This is a genomic window from Bartonella sp. B10834G3 (assembly GCF_016102505.1).
Lineage (GTDB): Bacteria > Pseudomonadota > Alphaproteobacteria > Rhizobiales > Rhizobiaceae > Bartonella > Bartonella choladocola.
Genome location: NZ_JACFOM010000001.1, coordinates 323,377 through 344,337, shown reverse-complemented (window position 1 = coordinate 344,337; position 20,961 = coordinate 323,377). Strand labels below are relative to the sequence as shown.

At 46.7% G+C, this 20,961-nt stretch carries 26 protein-coding genes and 2 pseudogenes; 20 read left to right on the top strand and 8 right to left on the bottom strand.

The window, feature by feature from the left end; all coding sequences use genetic code 11:
• The first annotated feature begins 12 nt into the window (after positions 1 to 12).
• From fliR to H3S94_RS01480, 5 genes and pseudogenes are all read left to right on the top strand, one after another.
• Positions 13 to 780 carry a flagellar biosynthetic protein FliR gene (fliR, locus tag H3S94_RS01500; RefSeq protein ID WP_077990991.1) on the top strand — a complete coding sequence of 256 codons (768 nt, stop codon included), beginning with the start codon at positions 13 to 15 and terminating at the stop codon, positions 778 to 780.
• Positions 780 to 1,175, top strand: a complete 396-nt coding sequence (locus tag H3S94_RS01495) for a hypothetical protein (RefSeq protein ID WP_077990992.1) — start codon at positions 780 to 782, stop codon at positions 1,173 to 1,175. The genes fliR and H3S94_RS01495 overlap by 1 nt, the downstream gene beginning before the upstream one ends.
• 376 nt (positions 1,176 to 1,551) lie before the next feature.
• Positions 1,552 to 1,723, top strand: a pseudogene (locus H3S94_RS12070) (rod-binding protein); the annotation flags it as partial.
• Between the two features lie 227 nt (positions 1,724 to 1,950).
• Positions 1,951 to 2,403: a flagellar protein FlgN gene (locus H3S94_RS01485; protein ID WP_198230670.1), complete on the top strand. Its 453-nt coding sequence runs from the start codon at positions 1,951 to 1,953 to the stop codon at positions 2,401 to 2,403.
• A complete protein-coding gene (locus H3S94_RS01480; RefSeq protein WP_198230671.1) occupies positions 2,400 to 2,864 on the top strand; it encodes a hypothetical protein in 465 nt (154 codons plus the stop codon). The genes H3S94_RS01485 and H3S94_RS01480 overlap by 4 nt, the downstream gene beginning before the upstream one ends.
• Positions 2,865 to 3,340: 476 nt before the next feature.
• Here the strand turns inward: H3S94_RS01480 and H3S94_RS01475 are convergent, their stop codons facing one another.
• The 8 genes and pseudogenes from H3S94_RS01475 to motA form a co-directional block, all read right to left on the bottom strand.
• Complete coding sequence (locus H3S94_RS01475; protein ID WP_198240076.1) at positions 3,341 to 3,517, bottom strand: hypothetical protein; 177 nt, start codon at positions 3,515 to 3,517, stop codon at positions 3,341 to 3,343.
• A gap of 213 nt (positions 3,518 to 3,730) precedes the next feature.
• Positions 3,731 to 4,156, bottom strand: coding sequence for a hypothetical protein (locus tag H3S94_RS01470; RefSeq protein WP_198240075.1), 426 nt, complete (start codon positions 4,154 to 4,156; stop codon positions 3,731 to 3,733).
• A 67-nt stretch (positions 4,157 to 4,223) separates the two neighbouring features.
• Positions 4,224 to 5,294, bottom strand: coding sequence for a flagellar biosynthesis protein FlhB (gene flhB, locus H3S94_RS01465; protein WP_198240074.1), 1,071 nt, complete (start codon positions 5,292 to 5,294; stop codon positions 4,224 to 4,226).
• A 6-nt stretch (positions 5,295 to 5,300) separates the two neighbouring features.
• Positions 5,301 to 6,458 (bottom strand): flagellar motor switch protein FliG, encoded by a 1,158-nt coding sequence (locus H3S94_RS01460; RefSeq protein WP_198230675.1) that lies wholly within the window; start codon positions 6,456 to 6,458, stop codon positions 5,301 to 5,303.
• A gap of 27 nt (positions 6,459 to 6,485) precedes the next feature.
• A pseudogene (fliN, locus tag H3S94_RS01455) lies at positions 6,486 to 6,725 on the bottom strand (flagellar motor switch protein FliN); the annotation flags it as partial.
• 319 nt (positions 6,726 to 7,044) lie between these two features.
• Positions 7,045 to 7,515 carry a BAB2_0123 family type IV secretion system effector gene (locus H3S94_RS01450; protein ID WP_246786389.1) on the bottom strand — a complete coding sequence of 157 codons (471 nt, stop codon included), beginning with the start codon at positions 7,513 to 7,515 and terminating at the stop codon, positions 7,045 to 7,047.
• The gene (locus H3S94_RS01445; RefSeq protein WP_198240073.1) at positions 7,493 to 8,515 is read right to left on the bottom strand and encodes a FliM/FliN family flagellar motor switch protein; all 1,023 of its coding nucleotides are present in this window, start codon (positions 8,513 to 8,515) and stop codon (positions 7,493 to 7,495) included. The genes H3S94_RS01450 and H3S94_RS01445 overlap by 23 nt, the downstream gene beginning before the upstream one ends.
• A gap of 3 nt (positions 8,516 to 8,518) precedes the next feature.
• The gene (gene motA, locus H3S94_RS01440; RefSeq protein WP_077991012.1) at positions 8,519 to 9,394 is read right to left on the bottom strand and encodes a flagellar motor stator protein MotA; all 876 of its coding nucleotides are present in this window, start codon (positions 9,392 to 9,394) and stop codon (positions 8,519 to 8,521) included.
• A 288-nt stretch (positions 9,395 to 9,682) separates the two neighbouring features.
• On the opposite strand from motA, the gene H3S94_RS01435 reads away from it, so the two are divergent.
• From H3S94_RS01435 to fliP, 15 genes are all read left to right on the top strand, one after another.
• Complete coding sequence (locus tag H3S94_RS01435) at positions 9,683 to 10,483, top strand: DUF1217 domain-containing protein (RefSeq protein ID WP_198240072.1); 801 nt, start codon at positions 9,683 to 9,685, stop codon at positions 10,481 to 10,483.
• An 83-nt stretch (positions 10,484 to 10,566) separates the two neighbouring features.
• Positions 10,567 to 11,307, top strand: coding sequence for a flagellar basal-body rod protein FlgF (flgF, locus tag H3S94_RS01430; RefSeq protein ID WP_188318070.1), 741 nt, complete (start codon positions 10,567 to 10,569; stop codon positions 11,305 to 11,307).
• An 80-nt stretch (positions 11,308 to 11,387) separates the two neighbouring features.
• Positions 11,388 to 12,731 carry a flagellar protein export ATPase FliI gene (gene fliI, locus H3S94_RS01425; RefSeq protein ID WP_188318096.1) on the top strand — a complete coding sequence of 448 codons (1,344 nt, stop codon included), beginning with the start codon at positions 11,388 to 11,390 and terminating at the stop codon, positions 12,729 to 12,731.
• Positions 12,732 to 12,755: 24 nt separating this feature from the next.
• Positions 12,756 to 13,670 carry a hypothetical protein gene (locus tag H3S94_RS01420; protein ID WP_198240071.1) on the top strand — a complete coding sequence of 305 codons (915 nt, stop codon included), beginning with the start codon at positions 12,756 to 12,758 and terminating at the stop codon, positions 13,668 to 13,670.
• A 448-nt stretch (positions 13,671 to 14,118) separates the two neighbouring features.
• Entirely contained in the window at positions 14,119 to 14,505 is a 387-nt protein-coding gene (gene flgB, locus H3S94_RS01415; protein WP_077991028.1) for a flagellar basal body rod protein FlgB, read from the top strand.
• Positions 14,505 to 14,924, top strand: coding sequence for a flagellar basal body rod protein FlgC (flgC, locus tag H3S94_RS01410; RefSeq protein ID WP_188318097.1), 420 nt, complete (start codon positions 14,505 to 14,507; stop codon positions 14,922 to 14,924). The genes flgB and flgC overlap by 1 nt, the downstream gene beginning before the upstream one ends.
• A gap of 4 nt (positions 14,925 to 14,928) precedes the next feature.
• Entirely contained in the window at positions 14,929 to 15,117 is a 189-nt protein-coding gene (locus H3S94_RS01405; protein ID WP_198230679.1) for a hypothetical protein, read from the top strand.
• A gap of 2 nt (positions 15,118 to 15,119) precedes the next feature.
• The gene (locus tag H3S94_RS01400) at positions 15,120 to 15,470 is read left to right on the top strand and encodes a flagellar hook-basal body complex protein FliE (RefSeq protein ID WP_077991033.1); all 351 of its coding nucleotides are present in this window, start codon (positions 15,120 to 15,122) and stop codon (positions 15,468 to 15,470) included.
• A gap of 62 nt (positions 15,471 to 15,532) precedes the next feature.
• Positions 15,533 to 16,330, top strand: coding sequence for a flagellar basal-body rod protein FlgG (gene flgG, locus H3S94_RS01395; protein ID WP_188318098.1), 798 nt, complete (start codon positions 15,533 to 15,535; stop codon positions 16,328 to 16,330).
• A 6-nt stretch (positions 16,331 to 16,336) separates the two neighbouring features.
• On the top strand, positions 16,337 to 16,798 hold the full coding sequence (gene flgA, locus H3S94_RS01390; protein ID WP_077991040.1) for a flagellar basal body P-ring formation chaperone FlgA: 462 nt from the start codon (positions 16,337 to 16,339) through the stop codon (positions 16,796 to 16,798).
• A complete protein-coding gene (locus H3S94_RS01385; RefSeq protein ID WP_198230680.1) occupies positions 16,795 to 18,057 on the top strand; it encodes a flagellar basal body P-ring protein FlgI in 1,263 nt (420 codons plus the stop codon). The genes flgA and H3S94_RS01385 overlap by 4 nt, the downstream gene beginning before the upstream one ends.
• Positions 18,054 to 18,653, top strand: a complete 600-nt coding sequence (locus H3S94_RS12065) for a MotE family protein (protein WP_077991044.1) — start codon at positions 18,054 to 18,056, stop codon at positions 18,651 to 18,653. Before H3S94_RS01385 ends, H3S94_RS12065 begins: the two co-directional genes overlap by 4 nt.
• Before the next feature lie 14 nt (positions 18,654 to 18,667).
• Positions 18,668 to 19,390 (top strand): flagellar basal body L-ring protein FlgH, encoded by a 723-nt coding sequence (gene flgH, locus H3S94_RS01375; protein ID WP_077994443.1) that lies wholly within the window; start codon positions 18,668 to 18,670, stop codon positions 19,388 to 19,390.
• Positions 19,391 to 19,568: 178 nt separating this feature from the next.
• A complete protein-coding gene (fliL, locus tag H3S94_RS01370; RefSeq protein WP_198230681.1) occupies positions 19,569 to 20,063 on the top strand; it encodes a flagellar basal body-associated protein FliL in 495 nt (164 codons plus the stop codon).
• On the top strand, positions 20,060 to 20,830 hold the full coding sequence (gene fliP, locus H3S94_RS01365) for a flagellar type III secretion system pore protein FliP (protein WP_198230682.1): 771 nt from the start codon (positions 20,060 to 20,062) through the stop codon (positions 20,828 to 20,830). Before fliL ends, fliP begins: the two co-directional genes overlap by 4 nt.
• The last annotated feature ends 131 nt before the right edge of the window (positions 20,831 to 20,961 follow it).

The following is a 20,961-nucleotide window of genomic DNA, read 5'->3' as shown; positions in this document are numbered from 1 at the left end:
AAGGAACAGGATATGTCCTTTGCACTTTTGCCCATAGATCAGCTGGTGATTGTCGCCATGCTGATCTTTGCGCGTGTAGGATCCTGCCTGATGTTGATGCCGGGTATATCGAGTGCCCGCATTCCAATGTCCTTCAGACTTTTTTTGGCAATTGCCTTTTCATTGATTATGGTGCCGCTTTCAGGTTCCCAATTTACCGAGATCGCCAAAAATCCCACATTAGCCACATTGGTCGTCGGTATAGCAAGTGAATCGCTTGTTGGTGCAACATTCGGTATTATCGCGCAAGCCTATATGTGGGCATTGCAATTTATGGCCAATATTATCGGTATGTCGATCGGATATTCCGGTCAGCCGGGAACCAGTGTTATCGAATCTATGCCCGAAACCCAGGTGGCCAACATGATAACCATCGGTGCGCTGATGCTATTTTTTGCGGCCGACCTTCATATGGTTGTCATTCGCGGGCTTATGACCTCCTATCAGGTTGTTCCGGTTTCATTAACACCGGCTCCCCAATCGGCTTTGACCGATTTTCAGGATGCGCTTTCGCAAACATTTTTGACAACTTTGCGTATTGCATCGCCTTTTATCATCTATTCGATTTTGGTGAATATAGCTGTCGGACTGATAAATAAATTGACGCCGACGATACCGGTCTATTTCATATCCATGCCATTTGTTATGTTTGGCGGGCTTTTGCTCATTTATTATCTGTTGCCGGAAATATTGACATTTTTGGGTGCCGAATATGCTTCTTGGTTGAATAGGGGGCCATAATGCCAACACAGAGCCAACGTTATGCGAGGCTTTTGAAAGCCCAAAAATTGGTGAAAGCGCGTGATGAAGCCGAGCTTGAGGGCACGCAAAGCCAGCGCTCGGCTTTGGAAGATGAAGACAAGTTTTTGTTTTCATTAATGGAAAATGGCTCACAGTCGGATTTGTTCGACCCGATGATGATTTCGCGACGCCTTGAAAAAAATGCCCGTAACGAAGCTGTTCTTGATAATCTGATTGTAAAGCAAAGGAAGACGCTGTTGCAATCAACACGGCGCTGCGACGTTATTGACGAGAAGCGCAAGGCCGCCGAGGATCTCGAAGAGAGAAAAGAACTGGCAAAAATGCTTGAAGAATATGTTGCTGCAAAAATCGTCAAAGACACCAGTTTGGGATAAGCTTTATCACTTATAGTCAAAAAAGCGGGAAAACCGTGTTGTTCGTGTTTACGGCATTCGGGTGTGAACCGCATAGATGAGATTCCGGTATTTTACCGGATAAGAGCTTATAAGAGGACGAATAATGGCCATTCAACCACCTTCTGACTTGGTACTTGACGTGTCAAAAGCGGCGGATCCTCTCGAATACAGAGCTTCGGTCGAAAAATTGCGCAATGCACAAAGTGCAGTGCGCGCTGCAAATCTTGAAATGTCGGGTGAAGGCTTTTCACAATTGGCAAAAGCCGGTGGTGATACGTCAGTATCATCTGTTACCGGACAATATGCCAATCAGGTTAAAATAAAAGAGAAATCACCGAACAGCGACCATACCGAGGCCTATAAGAAATTTGAAGCTTTCATGTTGCAATCATTTATCCAGAATATGTTTACCACTGATACGCCGTCAGTTTTCGGTAAAGGTCAGGCCGGTGAATATTGGAAATCCATGATGGCAGAGTCAATGGCCAAGGAAGTGGCCGATCGCGGCGGAATTGGTGTGGCGAAAATGCTGGCGCGCGATGAAGAACTCAAACAGGGCAAAGTTCCCGACGGTGGAATACAAGGGATGGGTTCGGCCTTCGGCGATCTTGCACGTACAAACCAGAATACTCAGGCAACTGTTGATAATATTGTCCATAGCCACGATATAAACTTCGTGCGCAAACAGATGACTGAAAATACTTGAACGTTTTATTATGATTTATGGTAACATGCTCAATCAAAGGAGATTCAAATGTCTTTAGCTGAGCAATCAGGCGAACAGAATATGGCTTCGGCTCCGGTCGTAAAGGCGCACATTAATGATCCCGCAGCGAGGGATGTTGCCTTGGCGAGGTTTGCAGCGGTTGTCAACGCTCTTGAAGAAGTTGTCGATTATGAAACAAGTGCGCTCGAACAACATCAAAACCCCGATTATAACGATATTAATGCTCGTAAAGCCCGTGGTTTGCGCGATTTGAATCAATCCATGACCGAAGTTGCCCGTTATTTTGATGATAGCGTGGAAAACAAAGTTGAAACATTGCTGAACGGGTTGAAAAAGAAACTTGAACGCAATAGCCAATTATTGAAAATTCATCTGGAAGCTGTTACCGAACTCTCGCAAATGATGCAAAATGCAGCTCGCGAACAGGAGACAGATGGAACCTATGATCCATTTACTGTCAATAGTGGCCAGCAAAAATGATAAAAACTGTTGTCATCGGACTTTGGGTTTGCATCATTGCCTTAGGGTCATTGATGTTGGCTATCAAAATGGGGTCCGAGCCCAAGTCCGCTGCCGCAACAGAAGAGTCTTCGTCGTCGATTGATTTCGACCGGACAGATGTGATGAGTGTGCCAATTTTAGCCGATGGAAAAGTCGACGGTTATATTATTGCGCAGCTTGTCTATACAGTTGACTCAAACGTCAAAAATAAATTGCATGTCCCGCTGGGACTCATTGTTAATGATGCTGTTTTTAACGTTTTTTACGGCTCCTATACCGATACAAAACGGATCGAACATGTGAAGTTCGAGGACGTAAAGCAAAAAATTATTGACGGCGTCAATCAACGTTTTCCTGAACCGGTGATTAAAGACCTGATGGTGGAGCAATTCAATTTTATTCCGGCCGATCAGGTCAGAGATATGAACAAGGTGAAGTAAATTCATTCGGTTCATAGAGTGAAATCTGTCAAATTATCTGAAACTCTCAGGAAAATTTTAATCTTTGTTCAAGACTTGATCGCAATTCTTTGCTAACCGGTAAGGGACGTTGTGCCGGTTGTCGTGAAGGCGGCCAACGCTGTTTTCCTCATTCCGGATTGGTAACATCACCAATTCAACAATGCTTGATTTCTTTCCCGATAATGGAAACGACGGATTTCGGTTTATGACAACCGGTTTTTCTATTTCCGCGTGTTGAATAATCATTTGCCAGAATTGATTGTCATTCCGGTTATTGCTCCTCGTTAGCGCCGCGGAAAATACCGGTTTGAGGCGTTCAATTCCGCCTTTTGTTAACCGTCGTTTACAAAAAATCGAATAGCCGTACGGAATAAGTTCAACGGCAAAAAAAGTGTGTTGTTTTCGGAAGAAGACTGTTTTCGGCTCCACCGCAGACTAAAATCAATCGGTTATTTTCAAAAATCGGACAAGCAGGCGTATTCATGAAGTGCTGCCCGTTTGGTTCTGTCGTGGACATCGGTAAACAGTTCCATATCGAAAATTGAAGCGTTTGAGCGATAGGCTTCAAAATATTCTGAAAATCCGGTCATGCGGCATGAAAAAGAATAGAAATTCGGGCAAGACATATTCATGGGTAATGCCTGATTTCAGCGGGAATATCGATTGTTCAATTCGAGATGAATATCAATGAATGAAATGTCTTATCGGCAGTCAATCTCTTCTCGCCGACAAAATATATTGGCGCCTATACATATATTGGAGCCTATGCCAAAGATCGAAAAACAGTTGGCAAAGGCGATTGATTTCAATTTGTCTATTCAACGTGTGAATATTGATATTCAACTCTATTTGCCTGACGTTTTTTTAAGCCGCGCATTGTTCAATGCGTCGATCAATTGGCGTGTATCGGTTTCATCATCCTGAGGATTTTCAAAAACGACATTATCAAGTTCGACGCCAAAACCTTCAGGCGACATAATGAGCTGGAAAAAGGCAGTTACGCCGTCATTCGAGAATTCCATATCGAGAGTAATCGTCGGCGGTGTATCCCAGTCCAGTTCAAAGCTTCCCCCATTTGCAAAACGCACGGTGTGGGGATAAAAATGCAGTTCGGTCGCCGCGTCGATAATATCACTGATATTGGCGAAATGCTCATCGTGTAGATAAGCAATGAAATCGGCCGGATCGACAAGTTTCAATTCCGGAATAATTCGCGCGACCTGTTTTGCAATCATCATCTCGCGCATTTCATGGACATCATCTTTTTTCATTTTATTTCATAACAGTTTTAGTAGAAGATTAGGGGTTAAGTATTTTTGTCAGTGTATTTTAGTTTTGTCAGTGTAATTTTTGACTGTTAATATAGCGGATCAATTCCGCTACAGCTTGATAGAATTCTTGGGGTATAACCTGGTCGACTTCTACCTGTTTATAAAGTGCACGTGCAAGCGGTATATTTTCTATAACAGGAACGTCGTTCTCGACAGCAATTTCTCTGATGCGAAGAGCCAGAATATCCTGCCCTTTGGCGACAACCACAGGAGCATAATCGGTAGGCGGTTTATAACGCAACGCAACAGAAAAGTGGGTAGGGTTGGCAACAACGACCGTGGCTTTCGGAACGTTGGCCATCATCTGGCGACGGATACGGTCACGGGCAAGTGATCGCATACGCGCTTTGACCATCGGATTACCTTCGATTTCCTTTTGTTCGTCCTTGAGTTCCTGTTTTGTCATGCGTAACTGCCGACGCCAACTGAAACGTGACCACGCAAAGTCAAAAGCGGCAATTGCGACAACGGCAACCGAAAATGAAATGAGAAGTTGGGCAACTTCCGAACGGATATATTCCGGCAATGCCGATGCAACCGTTCCCAATGCGTCGGTAAAAACTGTATTGCCTTTGAAAAAGGAAAGATAAACAATCAGACTGACGCCAATCAGCTTGGCTAGCGATTTTAAAAATTCAACGAAGCCGCTTTTACCGAAAATGCGGCTGAAACCGGCAGCCGGTGAAATGCGGGAAAATTGCGGACGTATTCTTTCCCCTACAACACGCGGAACATTTTGAATCATAGAGGCGGCAATGCCGACGAGTGGAATAATAACCAGAATAGGAAGCAAAGCCAGCCCCACATGACCACCGACCAGCAGCAAAAGATGTTTCACATCCTCTGCTCCATTCAATCGCCAGCTTTCGGGTCGCTCGATCCATTGCACAAGGAAATTGGAAAGCTTCGACATTGCAGGAAAAGCGATGAATATAGCAATCATGCTATAACCGACAAGACCTGCAAAGGTTGGCAATTCCCGCGAAAACGGAAGGTTACCTTTTTCTTCCGCTTTGCTTATTTTGTGTTCGGTCGGCTCTTCGGTCTGGCTATCCTTATCCGGTTTGTCTTCAGCCATTTGTTATCATTCTTTAGGTTTTTCTGCTTCTTTGGTGTCGCCTTCAGGTGCTTTTTGGTCACCATCGGGTGCGCCACCTGCGGCTCCATTTGCAGTTTCGTCTGCTGCCAGACTTATTTTTCCTTCACTCGAAAGTTTGATCGCCTGTTGTGCGATTGTTCTGCGCGCATTGGTAATATCGGCTTGCGTTATCATGTCATTCGGCGATTTCAACTCGGCTTCAACCATGCGGCGACTGCGTTGTGACAAGGAACCGAGAATAGTTTCGGTTGTCTCTTTGTCAGCGTTCCGCAAAGCAGTGATAATGACATCTGCAGGTATATCGTCGAAAAGCAACAGACGGGCTCTTGCCGACAAACGCGGAATGTCCTCGAAAACAAAAAGCTTCGATTTGATTTTTTCAAGATCTTCAGGATCAAGGCCGTCAAGGCTTGCAAGCATTTCATCAATTTCGCTTTTATCGAGCTGGTTGAGAATGTTTGCAATTTCACCATAATGCGATTGGTCGGCGGTTTCGTTCTTTTGCATCAGTTCGGGACGTAAAGCCTTATCCAACAATTCGTCAACAATCGGCATGACCGAGCGTAAATGCAGTGTGCGGAAGATAATATCGCCGCGTTCGGCCATTGTCTGGAGGAGGAGCAGCTTTGCCGCGAGATCGGAAGGAAGTTTTGATACGATATAAGCAATAACTTGCGGATGTTCCTGTGAGAGATGATCCTGCAATTCTTCAGCCGACATTTTGCCCATGATTTCCCATAGGCTTTCCTCCGGAATAGCCGGTGTTGCATTCGGATCAAGTATTTTTGCCGCTTCATCTTCCGGCAAAGTTTCCTGAACAAGATTATCAAAACGTTCACCGGCTTGCGAAAAAGATACGCCTTCTGCGAAAGCATCCTCGAACTGGTGTACCAGAATGTCAAAATCGGCAAGGCTGATGTTGGGTAATGTATGGGCTTGACCACTCAACCGGCGTAAATCATCAGGTGAAAAATGCTTGAGTATTTTTGCAGCCGCCGGTTTTCCCATAGCAACAAGCAACGCGGCAACTTTTTGTTGCCCCGTCAGGCTGTCAATCACAGAGGATGAAGTTTTTCGCGGGCCGGTTGCAGAAACAACAGGCTCTTCATTTCCGGATATTTTTTCCTGTTCTGTTGACGCCATAGCTGTCTTTCAAAGCATTCAAATAGATTATTTGCCGATAATTTCCGTCAAGCTCACCCCGAAACGGGATGAATCATCTTCCATCACGATAACTTCACCACGAGCAATGACACGACCGTTGACAACGATGTCAACCGGATCACCAATTTGTTTATCAAGTGTAATAACCGCGCCGCGTCCGAGATTCATCAAAGTTGCAACAGGCATTGTTGTGCCACCGAGGACGACTTGTACCTCGACAGGAATGCTCATAATCAGATCGGCATTGCCTGCCGGCTCGCTCTGCTGTGCCTGGGTATTGTGCTGCGTGGCCCCCGACGCTCCGAAACCGCCGCCCGCACCAAAATTCGAGCCGGCAGGTTTTTGCGGGTTCGCGCCAAAGCCGCCGGCGGTTCCTGTATGTGCCCCTGCAAATGGAGCTGCCCCGCCAGTCGGGGCATTGGGTTTGAAGCCTCCCCCCGGCATAGCTGTTCCTGCCGGACGTGGCGGCATTGTCGGCTTGGCACCCATTGGTGGTGGAGTCGTTGTCGGTTTTGTATCGTCTGCCATAGTCTCACCGTTTCATTACAGCTATTGCCGGTTCTGATTAAAATTGTACTCTGTTGCCAAGATCTGCTTTATGTACCCTGCGCTGAACAAAAACCGGCAATCCGTTATTCTGCATTGTCTGCGGCGTTGCAGAACGGGTAGGGGCGGAATTTGCTGTCGGGCCATGCGCCTGTGCCGTCAATATACCGCGCAGACGATTAAAATCTCCTTGCAACTGGTTGCGTATGGTTTCCATATGGGCGACAGAACGGTCAACTTCCCTGCGAATGCGTGACGATTCGGTAATGCGCGCGTCAAGCTTTTTATTTTCATCGCGAAAATCCTGATGTTCTTCACGCAATGCTTTGACTGCGCGATCGAGACTTGATGTTGCAGCATGAACCTGTTCGGCCAATTGCCGTCCCAGACGGATTGTACTGGCCAGTTTGCGCGCGGTAATGACAAACACACCAACGGATGTCATCGCAAGAACGGCGCCAATAATATTAACTATGAACCAGTTCATCATACATTTCCTCTTCTTCATCAATCGGGTCGGTAACCCGTACAGAAAAATTTGACCCCACTTTGCCCAGCGAACATTTGTAAAGGGGTTTGTCTCCGCTGCGCATTCTTACCTGCTTGACTGCATTGGCAGGAAGCGGAAGGACTTGCCCGACTTCTATATGCATCAATTCATTCAACGTCATAGACCCTTGAATGATGTAAGCTTCAATGCCGACATGGGCGCGGCTGACTTCCTGACGCAAGCGTTTCGCCCATAACGGGTCTGTCCGCGTCGAAGGCGCCCTCAATACTCTGGTGACTGCTTCCTGTATCGGACGATGGCAGCTTCTGGGCATAAGCAGATTGAGTGTTGTTTCAACTTCACCCGATTTCACCGATAACAGGCACGAGAACATCCGCAATTGTTCAAATTCTTCAATATCGAACTCTTGTGCATTGGTCGTCTCTTTAAAATTGAAGAGTGTACCATCACCATTTCCGAAAACATCATCCATTGCAGCGGATAAGGCTTGCGCCAATGTTTCGCCTGTTTTGGTCTCGACAGGACTGAAAGGCCGTCCATTGCGGTTAAGAATCGCCGGTTCGGGTGCTCCGAAGAAAGCATCCGTTACAACGCTTACCAGATTTGCATCCAGAACAAACAACACGTCACCACCCCAACGGTCGGCTTCGAACCTGACAACCAGCGTATCTCCGGTTATAATTTTCGGGAGTGCGTCGGCTTTCAAAGTGTCGAGCGATTTAACTTCTATAGTGAAAGTAGCAGACGTATATTGCGCCAACCTTGCGCATAAATTTGTCGCCGCATCTCCGAACACATGCTGGAAAGACTGGAGATCGTCACCGGATATTCCGGCGGCACGCAAAATATGCTCGGCCAGAACATCTTTCTTTTTTTCTTCTACCGATTCTGATGGCGCAGCGCTATTTTCTGCCTCAGGCGCGGCCTGGCTTTTTGCTCCGGCAGTTTGCGTTGTTTTATCAGTGGTTGCTTCCGACATATTTTATGCAGCCTCTTTTGTTGCCGGTTGACCGGAGATTGCTTCTTGTTCAACCACATCTATTGTCGGACGATCTTTTGCCGAAATTGTTTTTCGCCCGTATTCCAAAGCAATTTGTGGCATTGCACCATTCATATAAGCCAGCAAAGTCTGCTTGATTACCGTGTAAATTCGGGTTTTCTTGCCGCGGACAAGTTTGATTTTAGAGGCTATCGGAGCAAATACGGCATAAGCAAAGAAAATACCACCGAATGTACCGACCAAAGCCGCCCCGATATAATGGCCTAAAACTTCCGGAGATTCGTTAAGGTGTCCCATTGCTTTGACCACACCGAGAACGGCGGCAACAATACCTAGTGCAGGCAGCGCATCGGCAACTGTTTGCAAAGACGAAGCCGACTTTAATGCATCTTGTGAAATCGTGTGGATTTCCTCGTCCATCAGTGCTTCGATTTCAAAAGGCCGTGCATTGCCGACAAGAATAAGGCGGCAATAATCGCAAATAAAATTGGTGATCGAGTCATCTTTCAATATTGTCGGATATTGCTGGAATATCGACGATTCCTTGGGATTGTCGAAGTGGCCTTCAACTTCCGAACGTGACTTGGAACGCATTTCGCGCATCAATGCATAGAGAAGGCCGAGTAATGAAAGATAGTCCTTTTGTTTCGGGACAGCTTCTTTCATTGCTTCCAATGTGGCTTTGATCGTATCTTTGATGACCGAGAATGGATTGGCAATGATAAATGTGCCAAATGCGGCGCCCAAGATAATGACAAATTCCCAAGGCTGCATAAGAACAGATACATGCCCCCCCATTGCCATGAAGCTTCCGAGGATACAGCCAAGTGCAATTGCTAGTCCTAGAATAACACCCAACGCAAACGCTCCTATCTTTTAAGTCAACGAATGTATAGAATAGCTGCCTTGTGTGAAGCTTGCCATAATAAAATCTATCATTCAGCCCCGATATTATCGCATGATTCTTGCCAGAACGCTAAAAAACAGCCATTTCTAATATTATATTATAATAATAAAGACTGTTATGGTATAATCATTAACAGAGATAGTAGTGATAACAAACTGTCAGTTTTGTTTGTAACGGCGAGTTCAGCTTCGGGCAAGTTTCATCCGTTACACAAGAAATTACTGAGGAAAGGTAATCCTATGATTGGCACTTACGTCAGCTATAGAAGTACGATAGATAATATGTCAAAGACGCTTGACAGGGTTATGAATGAACCTGCGGTCAAACGGGAAACAGACTATTATACTCAGAACATCAAAAGTGTGAACGATGTTGATGATTTCTTTCGCGATCAACGGCTGTACAACTATGCGATGAAGGCTTACGGCCTTGAAGATATGATCTATGCCAAGGGCATGATGCGCAAGGTTTTAACCGATCCCGATTATGCGACTAGGCTTACAGACAAGCGCTATCAACAATTTGCTGCTGCGTTCAACTTCAACAAATACGGTGATAAGGCTACTTCCCAGGACAGTGCAACAAAAGCTACAGTCAATAAATACATGCAGCAGACGTTGGAAGTCGAATTAGGTAACCAGAATGAAGGTGCGCGTCTTGCACTTTATTTTACGCGTACGATTGGCAGCATGGCAAAAAATGGCAGCTTGTCAGAAGATGGATGGGCTTATCAGATCATTGCGGATAAAGCACTTGCAGAGGTTGTTTACACAGCTCTTGATATTCCCGACAGCATAAGGGGTTCCGATGTCGAAGCGCAGAAACGTCTTCTTGAACAGAAGATGAACTTTGATGATCTGGCTGACGGGACAAAATTGGAAAAATTCATCGGCCGGTTTTCTGCCATGTATGATGCCAAGAACCAGCCGCAGGTCAGTCCTGCATTAACACTTCTGCAAAGCACAGGATCAGGTGGCTCATTCGGATTTTCGAATGCGTCGATGATTGCAATGCAGTCGCTCAAACCGGGCGGCAATTGATCTTATAGCTTTTGCTTTGATCTTTTGTCCGCTCTATTGGAAGCCAGACGGCTTGAAACTGTCTGGGCAAGAAAGGACAAAGATTGATGCAAAATCCGGTCTATGTCGGTGTTTCCGGGCAAATCAGTTTAGAAAAGCGCATGGAAACCATTGCGCGGAATATGGCTAATGTGAACACACCGGGGTTTCGCTCGGAAGAGATGAAGTTTGAATCTCTTGTTTCTCCCGTTGCCCGTGACAATAATCAGAATGTCAATTTCAGTAGCGCCGGCAAATCCTATATTTCAACCAATCGCGGTCCGGTTACACAGACAGGTAACCCTCTGGATGTTGCCGTTAACGGAGATTCCTATTTTTCGCTACAAACGCCTAACGGTCAGGTTTATACCCGCGACGGGCGCATGATTATGACACCGGAAGGCGGGCTTGTTTCGGTTCAAGGTTATCCTTTTCTGGATAATGGCGGTGCACCGATTCAGATTGATCCTGCTAACGGTGCTCCGCGAATTTCGGCCGATGGTGCAATTTACCAAAACAACCTGCAGGTTGCTGCAATCGGCCTTTATCAATTCCAGCCTGATAGCAAGTTGAGTTACGGCCCGAATGCTTCGGTCGTGCCTGATAAAGCTCCCATACCCATGCAGGGAGACGCTGCAAACGGCGTCGTACAAGGCTTTCTGGAAAATTCCAATGTGAATGGCGTTGTTGAAATGACGCGTCTTATCGAAGTTTCGAGAGCTTTTGAACGGGTCGAAGCAATGATGCGTCAACAAGAAGAAAGAGGCACGCAGGCTATCCAGACTCTCGGCGGTAAAAGTCAGTAACGGATCAATCATCCGCAATCATATAAGATCGGGTTGAAAATTTTATGGAAAACACTGGACAAAAAAGTGGGCAGTTAAGCATTTCCCCGAGCAATGCACTGTCTTTGCTTGTCGCATTTGCCGAACAGGAAAAACGTCAACGCTCGCCTCTAGTAAGTAAAGGTGGAATTGTGAGCGATGTATCACGTGTCGCCGTTGCCGCACGTGGCCTTTCCGATGATGTGTCACTTGGAGATAATGTCCTGATTGATTGCGGGCGTGATATGGCTCGCGGTGAAATCATTCGTGTCAATGAAGACCATGTGCTGATTAAACCTTTTGATGAAACTATTGTTCCGGCACTTAATGCCTCGGTATTTCCGAATGGCCCTCTCACTGTTTCACCTGATAAATCATGGCGCGGACGTGTTGTTAATGCCTTGGGAGAAGCAATCGACGATCTGGGACCGATTGTAACCGGCGAAAAGAAGATGCCGGTTGAAACCCACGCAGTGCCTGCATTGAAGAGAGCACGTGTCGGTAAAGGATTGCGCACGGGTGTCAAGGTGATCGATATTTTCACGCCCCTCTGTTTTGGCCAGCGTATCGGCATTTTTGCCGGTTCTGGTGTCGGTAAATCGACTTTATTGGCAATGATGACGCAGACAGATGATTTCGATACTGTTGTATTGGCCTTGACCGGCGAGCGTGGTCGTGAAGTGCGCGATATGCTTGATGATACAATGAAGGGAAAATTATCCAAAGTTGTTACCGTCGTTGCAACGGGTGACGAAAGCCCGATGATGCGTCGTCTTGCTCCGGCAATGGCGACAACAATTGCAGAATATTTCTGTTCCTTGGGTGATAATGTATTGTTGATGGTTGACTCTATTACGCGTTACGCTTTGGCTGCTCGCGAGGTTGCGATTGCAGCGGGCGAACCGCCGGTTTCTCGCGGATTTCCGCCAAGTGTGTTTAGTGATTTGCCACGTTTGTTGGAGCGTGCAGGACCGGGTCCCGAAGGAAAAGGGTCGATTACCGGAGTTTATGCGGTTCTGGTTGATGGCGATGACCATAACGACCCGATTGCCGATGCCATTCGTGGTATTCTGGATGGTCACATTGTGCTTGACAGAGCTATCGCTGCACAAGGCCGTTATCCGGCCATTGATATTCCCGGTTCGATTTCACGTCTTGCTCCCCATAGCTGGACGGCCGAACAGAAAAAGCTCGTAAGAAGTTTGAAAGAAATGATCTCGCGTTATGAAGAGACGCGGGATCTGCGCGCCATGGGGGCTTATCATCCCGGATCGGATCCGGTTCTCGATCAGGCTGTGGTTATGGTGCCGCGAATTTATGCGGCAATGAACCAGTCTCCCGATACGCCGGTTTCCCGTGACCCTTACGATGATCTTGCTAAAGCATTGAGAGCTCAAGCTGCCTAGGATAAGTGCAGGAGAATTCCAGTTATGACAGATATAACAAATTTTGGTTCATCTTTCCCGAATTTTGGCAGCAATGAACGCCAAAGCTTCGGCGGTTTCAGGATGAAAGGCCTTGCAAGCAAAAAACGCGGTGACGATACCGAAAGAGAATTGGCAAAACTTTTGCAGGATCTTGAACACATTGATACCGGCACAGCCAGTTCGGGCAATCCGCGCCAGAGTAAAAATCAACATTGGTTATTTTGGCGAAATCCTGATGAAGATGGCGAGACAGACCTTAACCGTAATTCCGGTATTGTCGAGAAACAAAACACCAATTTGTTCAAGAAAGCTGTAGCAGGAATTTCAGCGGCATTTGCGGGAATTCAATCCATCAGCATTGTAAATTCGGTTGCCGGTTCTTCAAGCGGTATGTTTTTCGGAATATTCAATTCGGTCGATTCACTATTGCGTGCTTTCGGCGTGGCCATGGCAATCGGCTGCGGGAGTTTGCCGTTTGTAGTCTATGCCTTCCAGATTGGCGGGCAGGGTGGAGCCAATACGTCTGACAGCAAGCCGGCAGTGTCAAGCACTTTCAGACCGCATGACGGATGGTACAAACGCTCGCGTTTTGAAACAGTCGACAGGGTAGATCCCTATGCTACACGCGATTATGATTCACAAAAAGCAATCATGTCCAACGGTCGTGGCTTGCCCAAGGCTGCCAATCCCGATGAGACGGACGGGAGTTTGAAACCCACCGCACCCGAAGCACAACCTTATGTCGTCAAAGATGTCGTGAACGGAATGGCGATGATCGAATATGGTCAGGGGTATTGGTTTGCAAGACCGGGTAGCAAATTACCTGACGGAAGTTATTATGTAAGGGTTATGAAAGACAGCCAAAGTGGAAAAGTGGCGTTGAAAACGTCAAGAGGGATTGTTCCGGTTGGTCACTAATCGGAATGCTTCCGGTGCACTATTTTCAGGCTTGACGGGAGAGGTCATAAAGTTATCAGACAAAAGTGGAGCGACCGAACGTTCGTAGAGTGATCGATCGTTCCGGAATATGAAGACAGAAGTTTCGGATAAAGAACATAGAATGCCGCAGACGTTGGCTTTTTCAGGTTCAAACGACGTTTCTTGTGTTACGGGTTATTTCGCCGGATTTTACAGTACCGGACATTTGTCGGATTTATATATAATCGGCAAATGGGCGCCGGTTTTTAATAAAAAAATTGAAAATCGACCGGTTTTTCAACGCCGAAGCCTACAAGAATTGTGATTTTTATTTGTTAACTGATTGATTCAATTTATTTATTTATTGACTTTAAAAAACATTTTCTGACGCAAGTCTCGCGCAAGTTTACGCGCCTATTGTTTATTCTGTTCAATAGAGTATACGACAATGGGTCCGGTAAATCTTTTTGATATAGCAAATAAACAAGCTGACTGGTTGGCAACACGCCAAAAGGTCGTAGCGAGCAATGTTGCGAACGTCAACACACCCGGATACAAATCGCGTGACGTTAAAGACTTCGCTGCAATTCTCAACAATGATACCATGGCGATGACTGTGACAAACAGCAAACACATGGATGTCACGGATAATGGCATGGAAGCCCATGCAATGCGGCCTGAAGATACGATTGAAACCACCCACTCCGGCAATAATGTCAATCTCGAAGAAGAGATGCGCAAAGGTGGCGAAATCGGCCAGCAAATGTCACTCAACACCGTTATCGTAAAAGCCTTTCATCGAATGATGATGGCTACAGTTAAAGGAGGATCGTGATTATGTCTGATCCACTTATTGCAGCAGGACGTGTCGCAACAAGCGGGCTTGCCGCCCAATCCACACGCCTTCGTATTATTGCTGAAAATATGGCCAACGCCAACTCGACCGGCGAAACAGCCGCAGCAAATCCCTATCAACGCAAGACGGTCAGTTTTGAAGCCGCTCTCAATCCCTACGCGGATGCGCAAGGCGTCGAGGTCGCACGGATTTCGACTGATAAATCGCCTTATATCGTTAAATACGAGCCCGGTCATCCGGCGGCCGATGCCAATGGTTATGTGAAATATCCGAATGTGAATGCAATTGTTGAAATGGCCGATATGCGTGAAGCAAACCGGTCTTATGAAGCAAATTTACAAGTTATTCGTCAGGCCAGGGATCTTGTGTCCCAGACAATTGACCTGTTGAGAGGTTAATAAGTTGAAAACCATAATTATAAATAAAGATGAAAATCTTTCTAAGCTTGAAGAACAATTGGGTAATAATGAGATCAATATTAAAGGCCAGATTATAAAGATTAGCGATGAAAGTAATTATAAAGCCAATCTCGAAGTTATCTGCCGGTCTGCACATTTGCTTGCGGGCGCGCTTAAAATGACGGGGATGTAATAATGATACAGTCGTTAACATCAGCAACAACACGTGCCGCTCTTGAAAGGTTGGGGCAATCACAAGGCGCTAATGCCAGCCAGACAACTTCATTAGACACGCAAGCTACAGGTCAGGCTCAGGGTGTAAAAAGTCCTAGTTTCGATCAGGTACTGGCTGAAGTTAGCGGTGCTGTCGGCAACAATCTTGAAAAGGCCGAAAGCCTTTCAATGCAGAAAATGGAAGGTGGCGACGTGTCGGTGCGTGAAGTTGTCAATTCGGTGATGGATGCCGAACGTTCATTGAATACCGCAATCGCCATTCGGGATAAAATTGTTCAAGCTTATCTCGAAATCAGTCGTATGCAGATTTAACCGGTTGGTCCGGATAACAAATTTGAACCAACCAGAGCAATAAAGGGAAAAGTCCAATGGTTATGAGATCTTTATCAATTGCGGCCACCGGTATGAACGCCCAGCAGACCAACCTTGATGTTATCGCAAACAACATTGCTAACATCAATACAACAGGTTACAAACGTTCCCGTGCCGAATTCAGCGATCTTATGTACACGACCGATCGCGCCGTTGGCGTTCCGAACATGATGAACGAAGCGACAATTCCTGAAGGTGCCATTGTCGGTCTTGGTGTTCGCACGGCTGCCGTTCGCAAAAACAATATGCAAGGTTCGTTTGTCCAGACATCCAACTCGCTGGATTTGGCAATCCGTGGCCGTGGTTATTTTGAAATTCAGGATCCGAATGGCAATACGTTTTATACCCGTTCGGGTGCATTCAATCTGAATGAAAACGGGCAAGTTGTTACTCTGGATGGTAATCTTGTCCAGCCGGTCATTACCGTTCCGAACGAAATCGGTAAAAACGGCATTATTACCGTGAGCGCCGATGGACGGGTGACCTACCAGCCGGATGCCGATGCTGCTCCTGTTGAAGCAGGTCGTCTCAATATGATCAATTTCACCAATGAAGCAGGTCTTGAGGCGGTCGGTGATAACCTGTTTCGTGAAACACAGGCATCGGGCGCACCGATTGCCGGTAACCCCGGTGAAGAAAATTACGGGTCAATCATGCAAGGCTATCTCGAAGCTTCCAACGTTGATCCGGTGAAAGAAATTACCGAATTGATAGCTGCCCAGCGCGCTTATGAAATGAATTCCAAAGTCATACAGGCGGCAGATGAAATGTCGGCAGTCGTATCGAAGAATTTAAGGTAATTTAAAATGAAAAAGCTTTCTCTCCTTATTGCTGGTTTATTGTTGTCGACCGCGTCGATAACGCAAGCTTATGCGGATAGGATAGGCTTTCTCGTTCCGACCACAACGGTTTATGCAGGACAACCGGTAAGCAATGTCGGTCTCAGCGAAAGAATGTTTTACATCAAAGTCGATGCCGCACCGTTATATGTAACAGATGTCAAGCAGGCTTTGAACAAAGTGGCCAAACGGACATTGCCGGCAGGCCGGCCGATTTCCTTGTCAGCTCTGGGCGATCCGGTATTGGTCGAACGTGGTCAAAATACAAAACTGGTTTTCAATGCCGGAGACCTCGTCATTACTGCATCGGGCGTTTCTATGGAGCCAGGTAGTGCAGGCGATTTTATCAAGGTTCGCAATGTCGATTCCGGTCGTATTGTGAGCGGTACGGTCTTATCTGACGGTAGTGTCAGGGTAGGTGGGCAATGATTGGTCGTTCGTTTGGGATTGGTCGTTCGTTAAAGATTGGTCGTTCGTTAGGACTTGTCGCGGCTTTATTGATGGGGGTTATGCCCGCATTTGCCGATGAAGGTGGCCGCAATGTACGCCATTTCAATTCCGAAGCGGCCTCTGATGCATCATGGCTCGGGTCGGGTGGTGATCCGGCAAAGATGCGCTATTCCGATCTTTCACGCCCCGGTGTTGTTGCCAGACTGAAAGATATTGCAGAAATTCAGGGTGTTCGTGAAAACCAGCTCGTCGGCTATGGTCTCGTTATCGGTCTTAACGGTACAGGCGACTCGCTACGTAATTCACCTTTCACCGAACAATCTTTGCGTGCCATGTTGGACAATCTGGGCATTAGCCCGCCAGCCGGTGCTTCGCGTGCAAACAATATTGCCGCTGTTATCGTTACGGCCGATATTCCACCATTTGCAACGCCCGGTTCAAGAATTGACGTAAGCGTTTCCTCGCTTGGTGATGCCAAGTCCTTACAAGGCGGTACACTGGTTATGACACCGCTTCTCGGTGCCGATGGCGAAACTTATGCTGTTGCACAAGGTAATATGATTATTTCCGGTTTTGCTGCACAAGGAGCTGCCGAGAGCGTAACACAGGGTGTTCCGACTTCAGGTCGTATTCCGAATGGCGCGCTGGTCGAACGCAAAGTCGAAGGAAACTTCAACCGCGATGCCGATATTGTTCTGGAATTGCATAATCCGGATTTTTCAACCGCTATTCGTGTTGCCGATCTTGTCAATGTTTTTGCCAATAAACGCTATCATCAAAGTGTTGCCAAAGAACGCGATGCAAAAACGGTCGTTTTGAAAAAACCCGCCAGCATTTCGGCTGCCCGTTTCATTGCAGAAATCGAGGGGCTTCCCATTCCGACAGACGAAGTTGCCCGCGTTGTCGTTGATGAACGCACCGGCACAGTTGTCATCGGCGAAAAGGTTCGTGTCTCGCGCGTTGCAATTTCTCACGGCAGTTTGACAGTTCGTGTTACCGAAACGCCTTATGCTTCACAACCCGAACCCTTCAGTGAAAACGGTGAAACAGTTGTAGTGCCACAAACGGCAGTCGACGCAAATGAGCAAACTTCCAATATCGGTATTCTTGGTGGAACCGATCTTGATAATCTCGTCAAAGGGTTAAACCAGATTGGCGTTAAGCCCACCGGTATCATTGCTATCCTTCAGGCGATAAAAACATCTGGTGCACTTCATGCGGAGCTTGTGGTTCAATGATGAGATCGCGGCGTAAAGTTCTGGCAGTTCTGGGTTTGGTTCCGTTTTTCGGGCTTGTTAACACTGCTCTTGCACAGAAGGCGGGCAATACAGCCACTCAAAATAAATCTGCAACAGTTCCTTCAGCCCCGTCTGCACAGCGCACACTTCCCTCTGCCAATGCCTCGCAGGATGAAATTGAAAAATTCTGCGGTAACATTGATAGTCAGGCGGCGGATGCCCGTTTTGAATTGCAAAGCCAGCAATTGCAACAATTACGCACGCAAATTGATGATCGTATAAAAGTTCTGGAAGAAAAACGTCAGGAATATGAGAACTGGCTGAATAAACGGAACGAGTTTTTGGCCAAAGCACAGGATTCGCTGGTCAATATTATTTCCAAAATGCGTCCGGATGCGGCAGCCGCCCAATTGGCGCTGGTTGATGATTTTGCTGCTGCTGCCATTATGCTGAAACTGACGCCGCGTGTTTCGAGCGCCATCATGAATGAATTGCCACCGGAAAAGTCGGCAAATTTGACCAAGGTTCTGGTCAGTGCACAAAAATTACCGCCGGAAAACAAACCGGCACCCAAGGCTGTAAAAGCAGGCCAATGATGAAAGTTGAACAAATGAAAAAACTTTTAGACACCCGTAAATCAAGAGTCGCGCTTATCAGTGTCGTTCTGGCAACGGTTGCGCTTTCTGGCTGTTCTTACAATACAAAGGATTTCAACTCGGTGCCTGATTTTTCGCCGGTTCGGGCAGATCTCGGTTATGCACCGTCAATGAATCCGGATATTTACCCGACCAAGCCGAAAGAAAGCAAATATTCGCTTTACCGCTCTTCGTCGAACAGCTTTTATCGTGACCCTCGCGCCATGAAACCCGGTGATGTGCTCACTGTGCTGATTTTGATTAATGACCGCGCAAACATGAACAACAAAAGCGATCTGAAACGTGATGCCAATGGCAAATATACGTTGGGGGCAACCTATCCGCTTATCGGCAAGAATAGCGGTAGTGTGAACGGTGATTCCACCGCCCACTCGAAGGGTGATGCAAAAGTTGAACGTAAGGAAGACATCAAACTATCAGTCGCTGCGGTTGTCACAGATGTCTTGCCAAATGGTAATCTCGTTATCAACGGTTCACAGGAAGTCCGTGTCAACTACGAATTGCGTGTTCTCAATGTTGCCGGTGTGGTTCGTCCGCGTGATATTACCGGTAACAATACGATCGAATATGATAAAATTGCCGAAGCCCGTATTTCCTACGGTGGGCGCGGTCGTATGAGTGAAATTCAACAGCCGCCTTATGGACAACAGATTTTGAACCAGATCTCTCCGTTCTGATAGGATTGACCGGATATTCGGGCAGGGAGTTCGGTTTTCAACCGGCTTCCTGCCTTTATTATCCGCGATAAAGTCTTGAAAGCATGGTGCTTTAAGGTTTATTCATGTATTTCCGGTTAGGATAATAAACTATAGTTAAAGTGCAAATGCCTTTTAATTTTTAACCCAAGAGGTTTTTATGGCTGGCGAACCTGCAAAAGGCGACGGAAAAGAGAAGAAAGACAGCGGTGTCAAAACGCTGCTTGTTGCCGGTGTTATTTTGACTTTGGTCGCAGCAGGCGGCGGCTGGTTTTTGGGAACACAGATCGGCAAAGAAATTGCTCCCCCTCCCGTCGAACAAAAAAATGAAGCGGAAAAAACGGCAGATACAATCGCTTCAAATAGCAGTGTTACAGTTTTAAATCCTATTCTTACCAATATGGCAGCACCGAACAATGCATGGATTCGTGTGGAATGTTCGCTTGTATCCCAGCCGGGCGAAGTGTTGTCGCCATCCGTCGCGGCGGAAATTTCCAACGATTTTCTGGCATTTCTGAGAAACAGTACGATTGCCCAGATCAAGGGTGCTTCGGGGCTTATGAATCTGCGTGAAGATCTTGTTGAAAGAGCGCGTACGCGTTCAAAAGGCAAAGTCACCAATGTGCTGATTTCCAGTTTGGTGGTCGAGCAATGAAACGCCTTTTTCTGTTCAGTCTTGTTATAGTTATGATCGGCATTGGTTCGGCCTTTGCCCAGGAAGCAAGCACTGCGGCTTCACAAGGGGCGGCCGCCAATTCTCTTTCAAACCTGTTGCCTCAGGCGGGTACGTCGATGAGCGGACGCATTGTCCAACTGTTCGGATTGTTGACGGTTTTATCTGTTGCACCGGGCTTGCTCATAATGGTTACGAGCTTTACCCGCTTTGCCATTGCTTTTTCACTCTTGCGTTCCGGCCTCGGTTTGCAAACAGCGCCTTCCAATCTGGTCATGATCTCGCTTGCTTTGTTCATGACATTTTATGTTATGGCACCAACCTTCAATCAGGCTTGGACCAGTGGTGTGCAACCGCTCATGAATAACCAGATCAATGAGCAGCAAGCGGCAGAACGCATTGGACAACCGTTTCGGGAGTTCATGCTTAGTCAGGTGCGGGAAAAGGACCTTGATCTTTTTGTCGACCTCGCAGACCCTTCATTTCAGGTGGGGTCGGGAGAACAGGTCGATTACCGTGTTCTGGTGCCCGCTTTTATGATTTCCGAATTGCGGCGTGGTTTCGAGATCGGTTTTCTCATTGTCTTGCCATTTCTGGTTATCGACCTCGTCGTTGCGACTTTGACGATGTCTATGGGTATGATGATGTTGCCGCCAACCGTCATATCATTGCCTTTTAAAATTCTTTTTTTCGTTTTGATTGACGGTTGGAATTTGCTTGTAGGAAGCCTTATCCGCTCTTTTAGCTGAATGAAATTGCCTCGAAAGGCGATTTTTAAAAAAAATTTCCAAAAAGGTCTTTATTTTTATTGCTAAGCCGACTAAATACAAGGCGTGACAGGTTAGTGAGGTATTTGAAAGAATACCGGTAAAGCTAATAG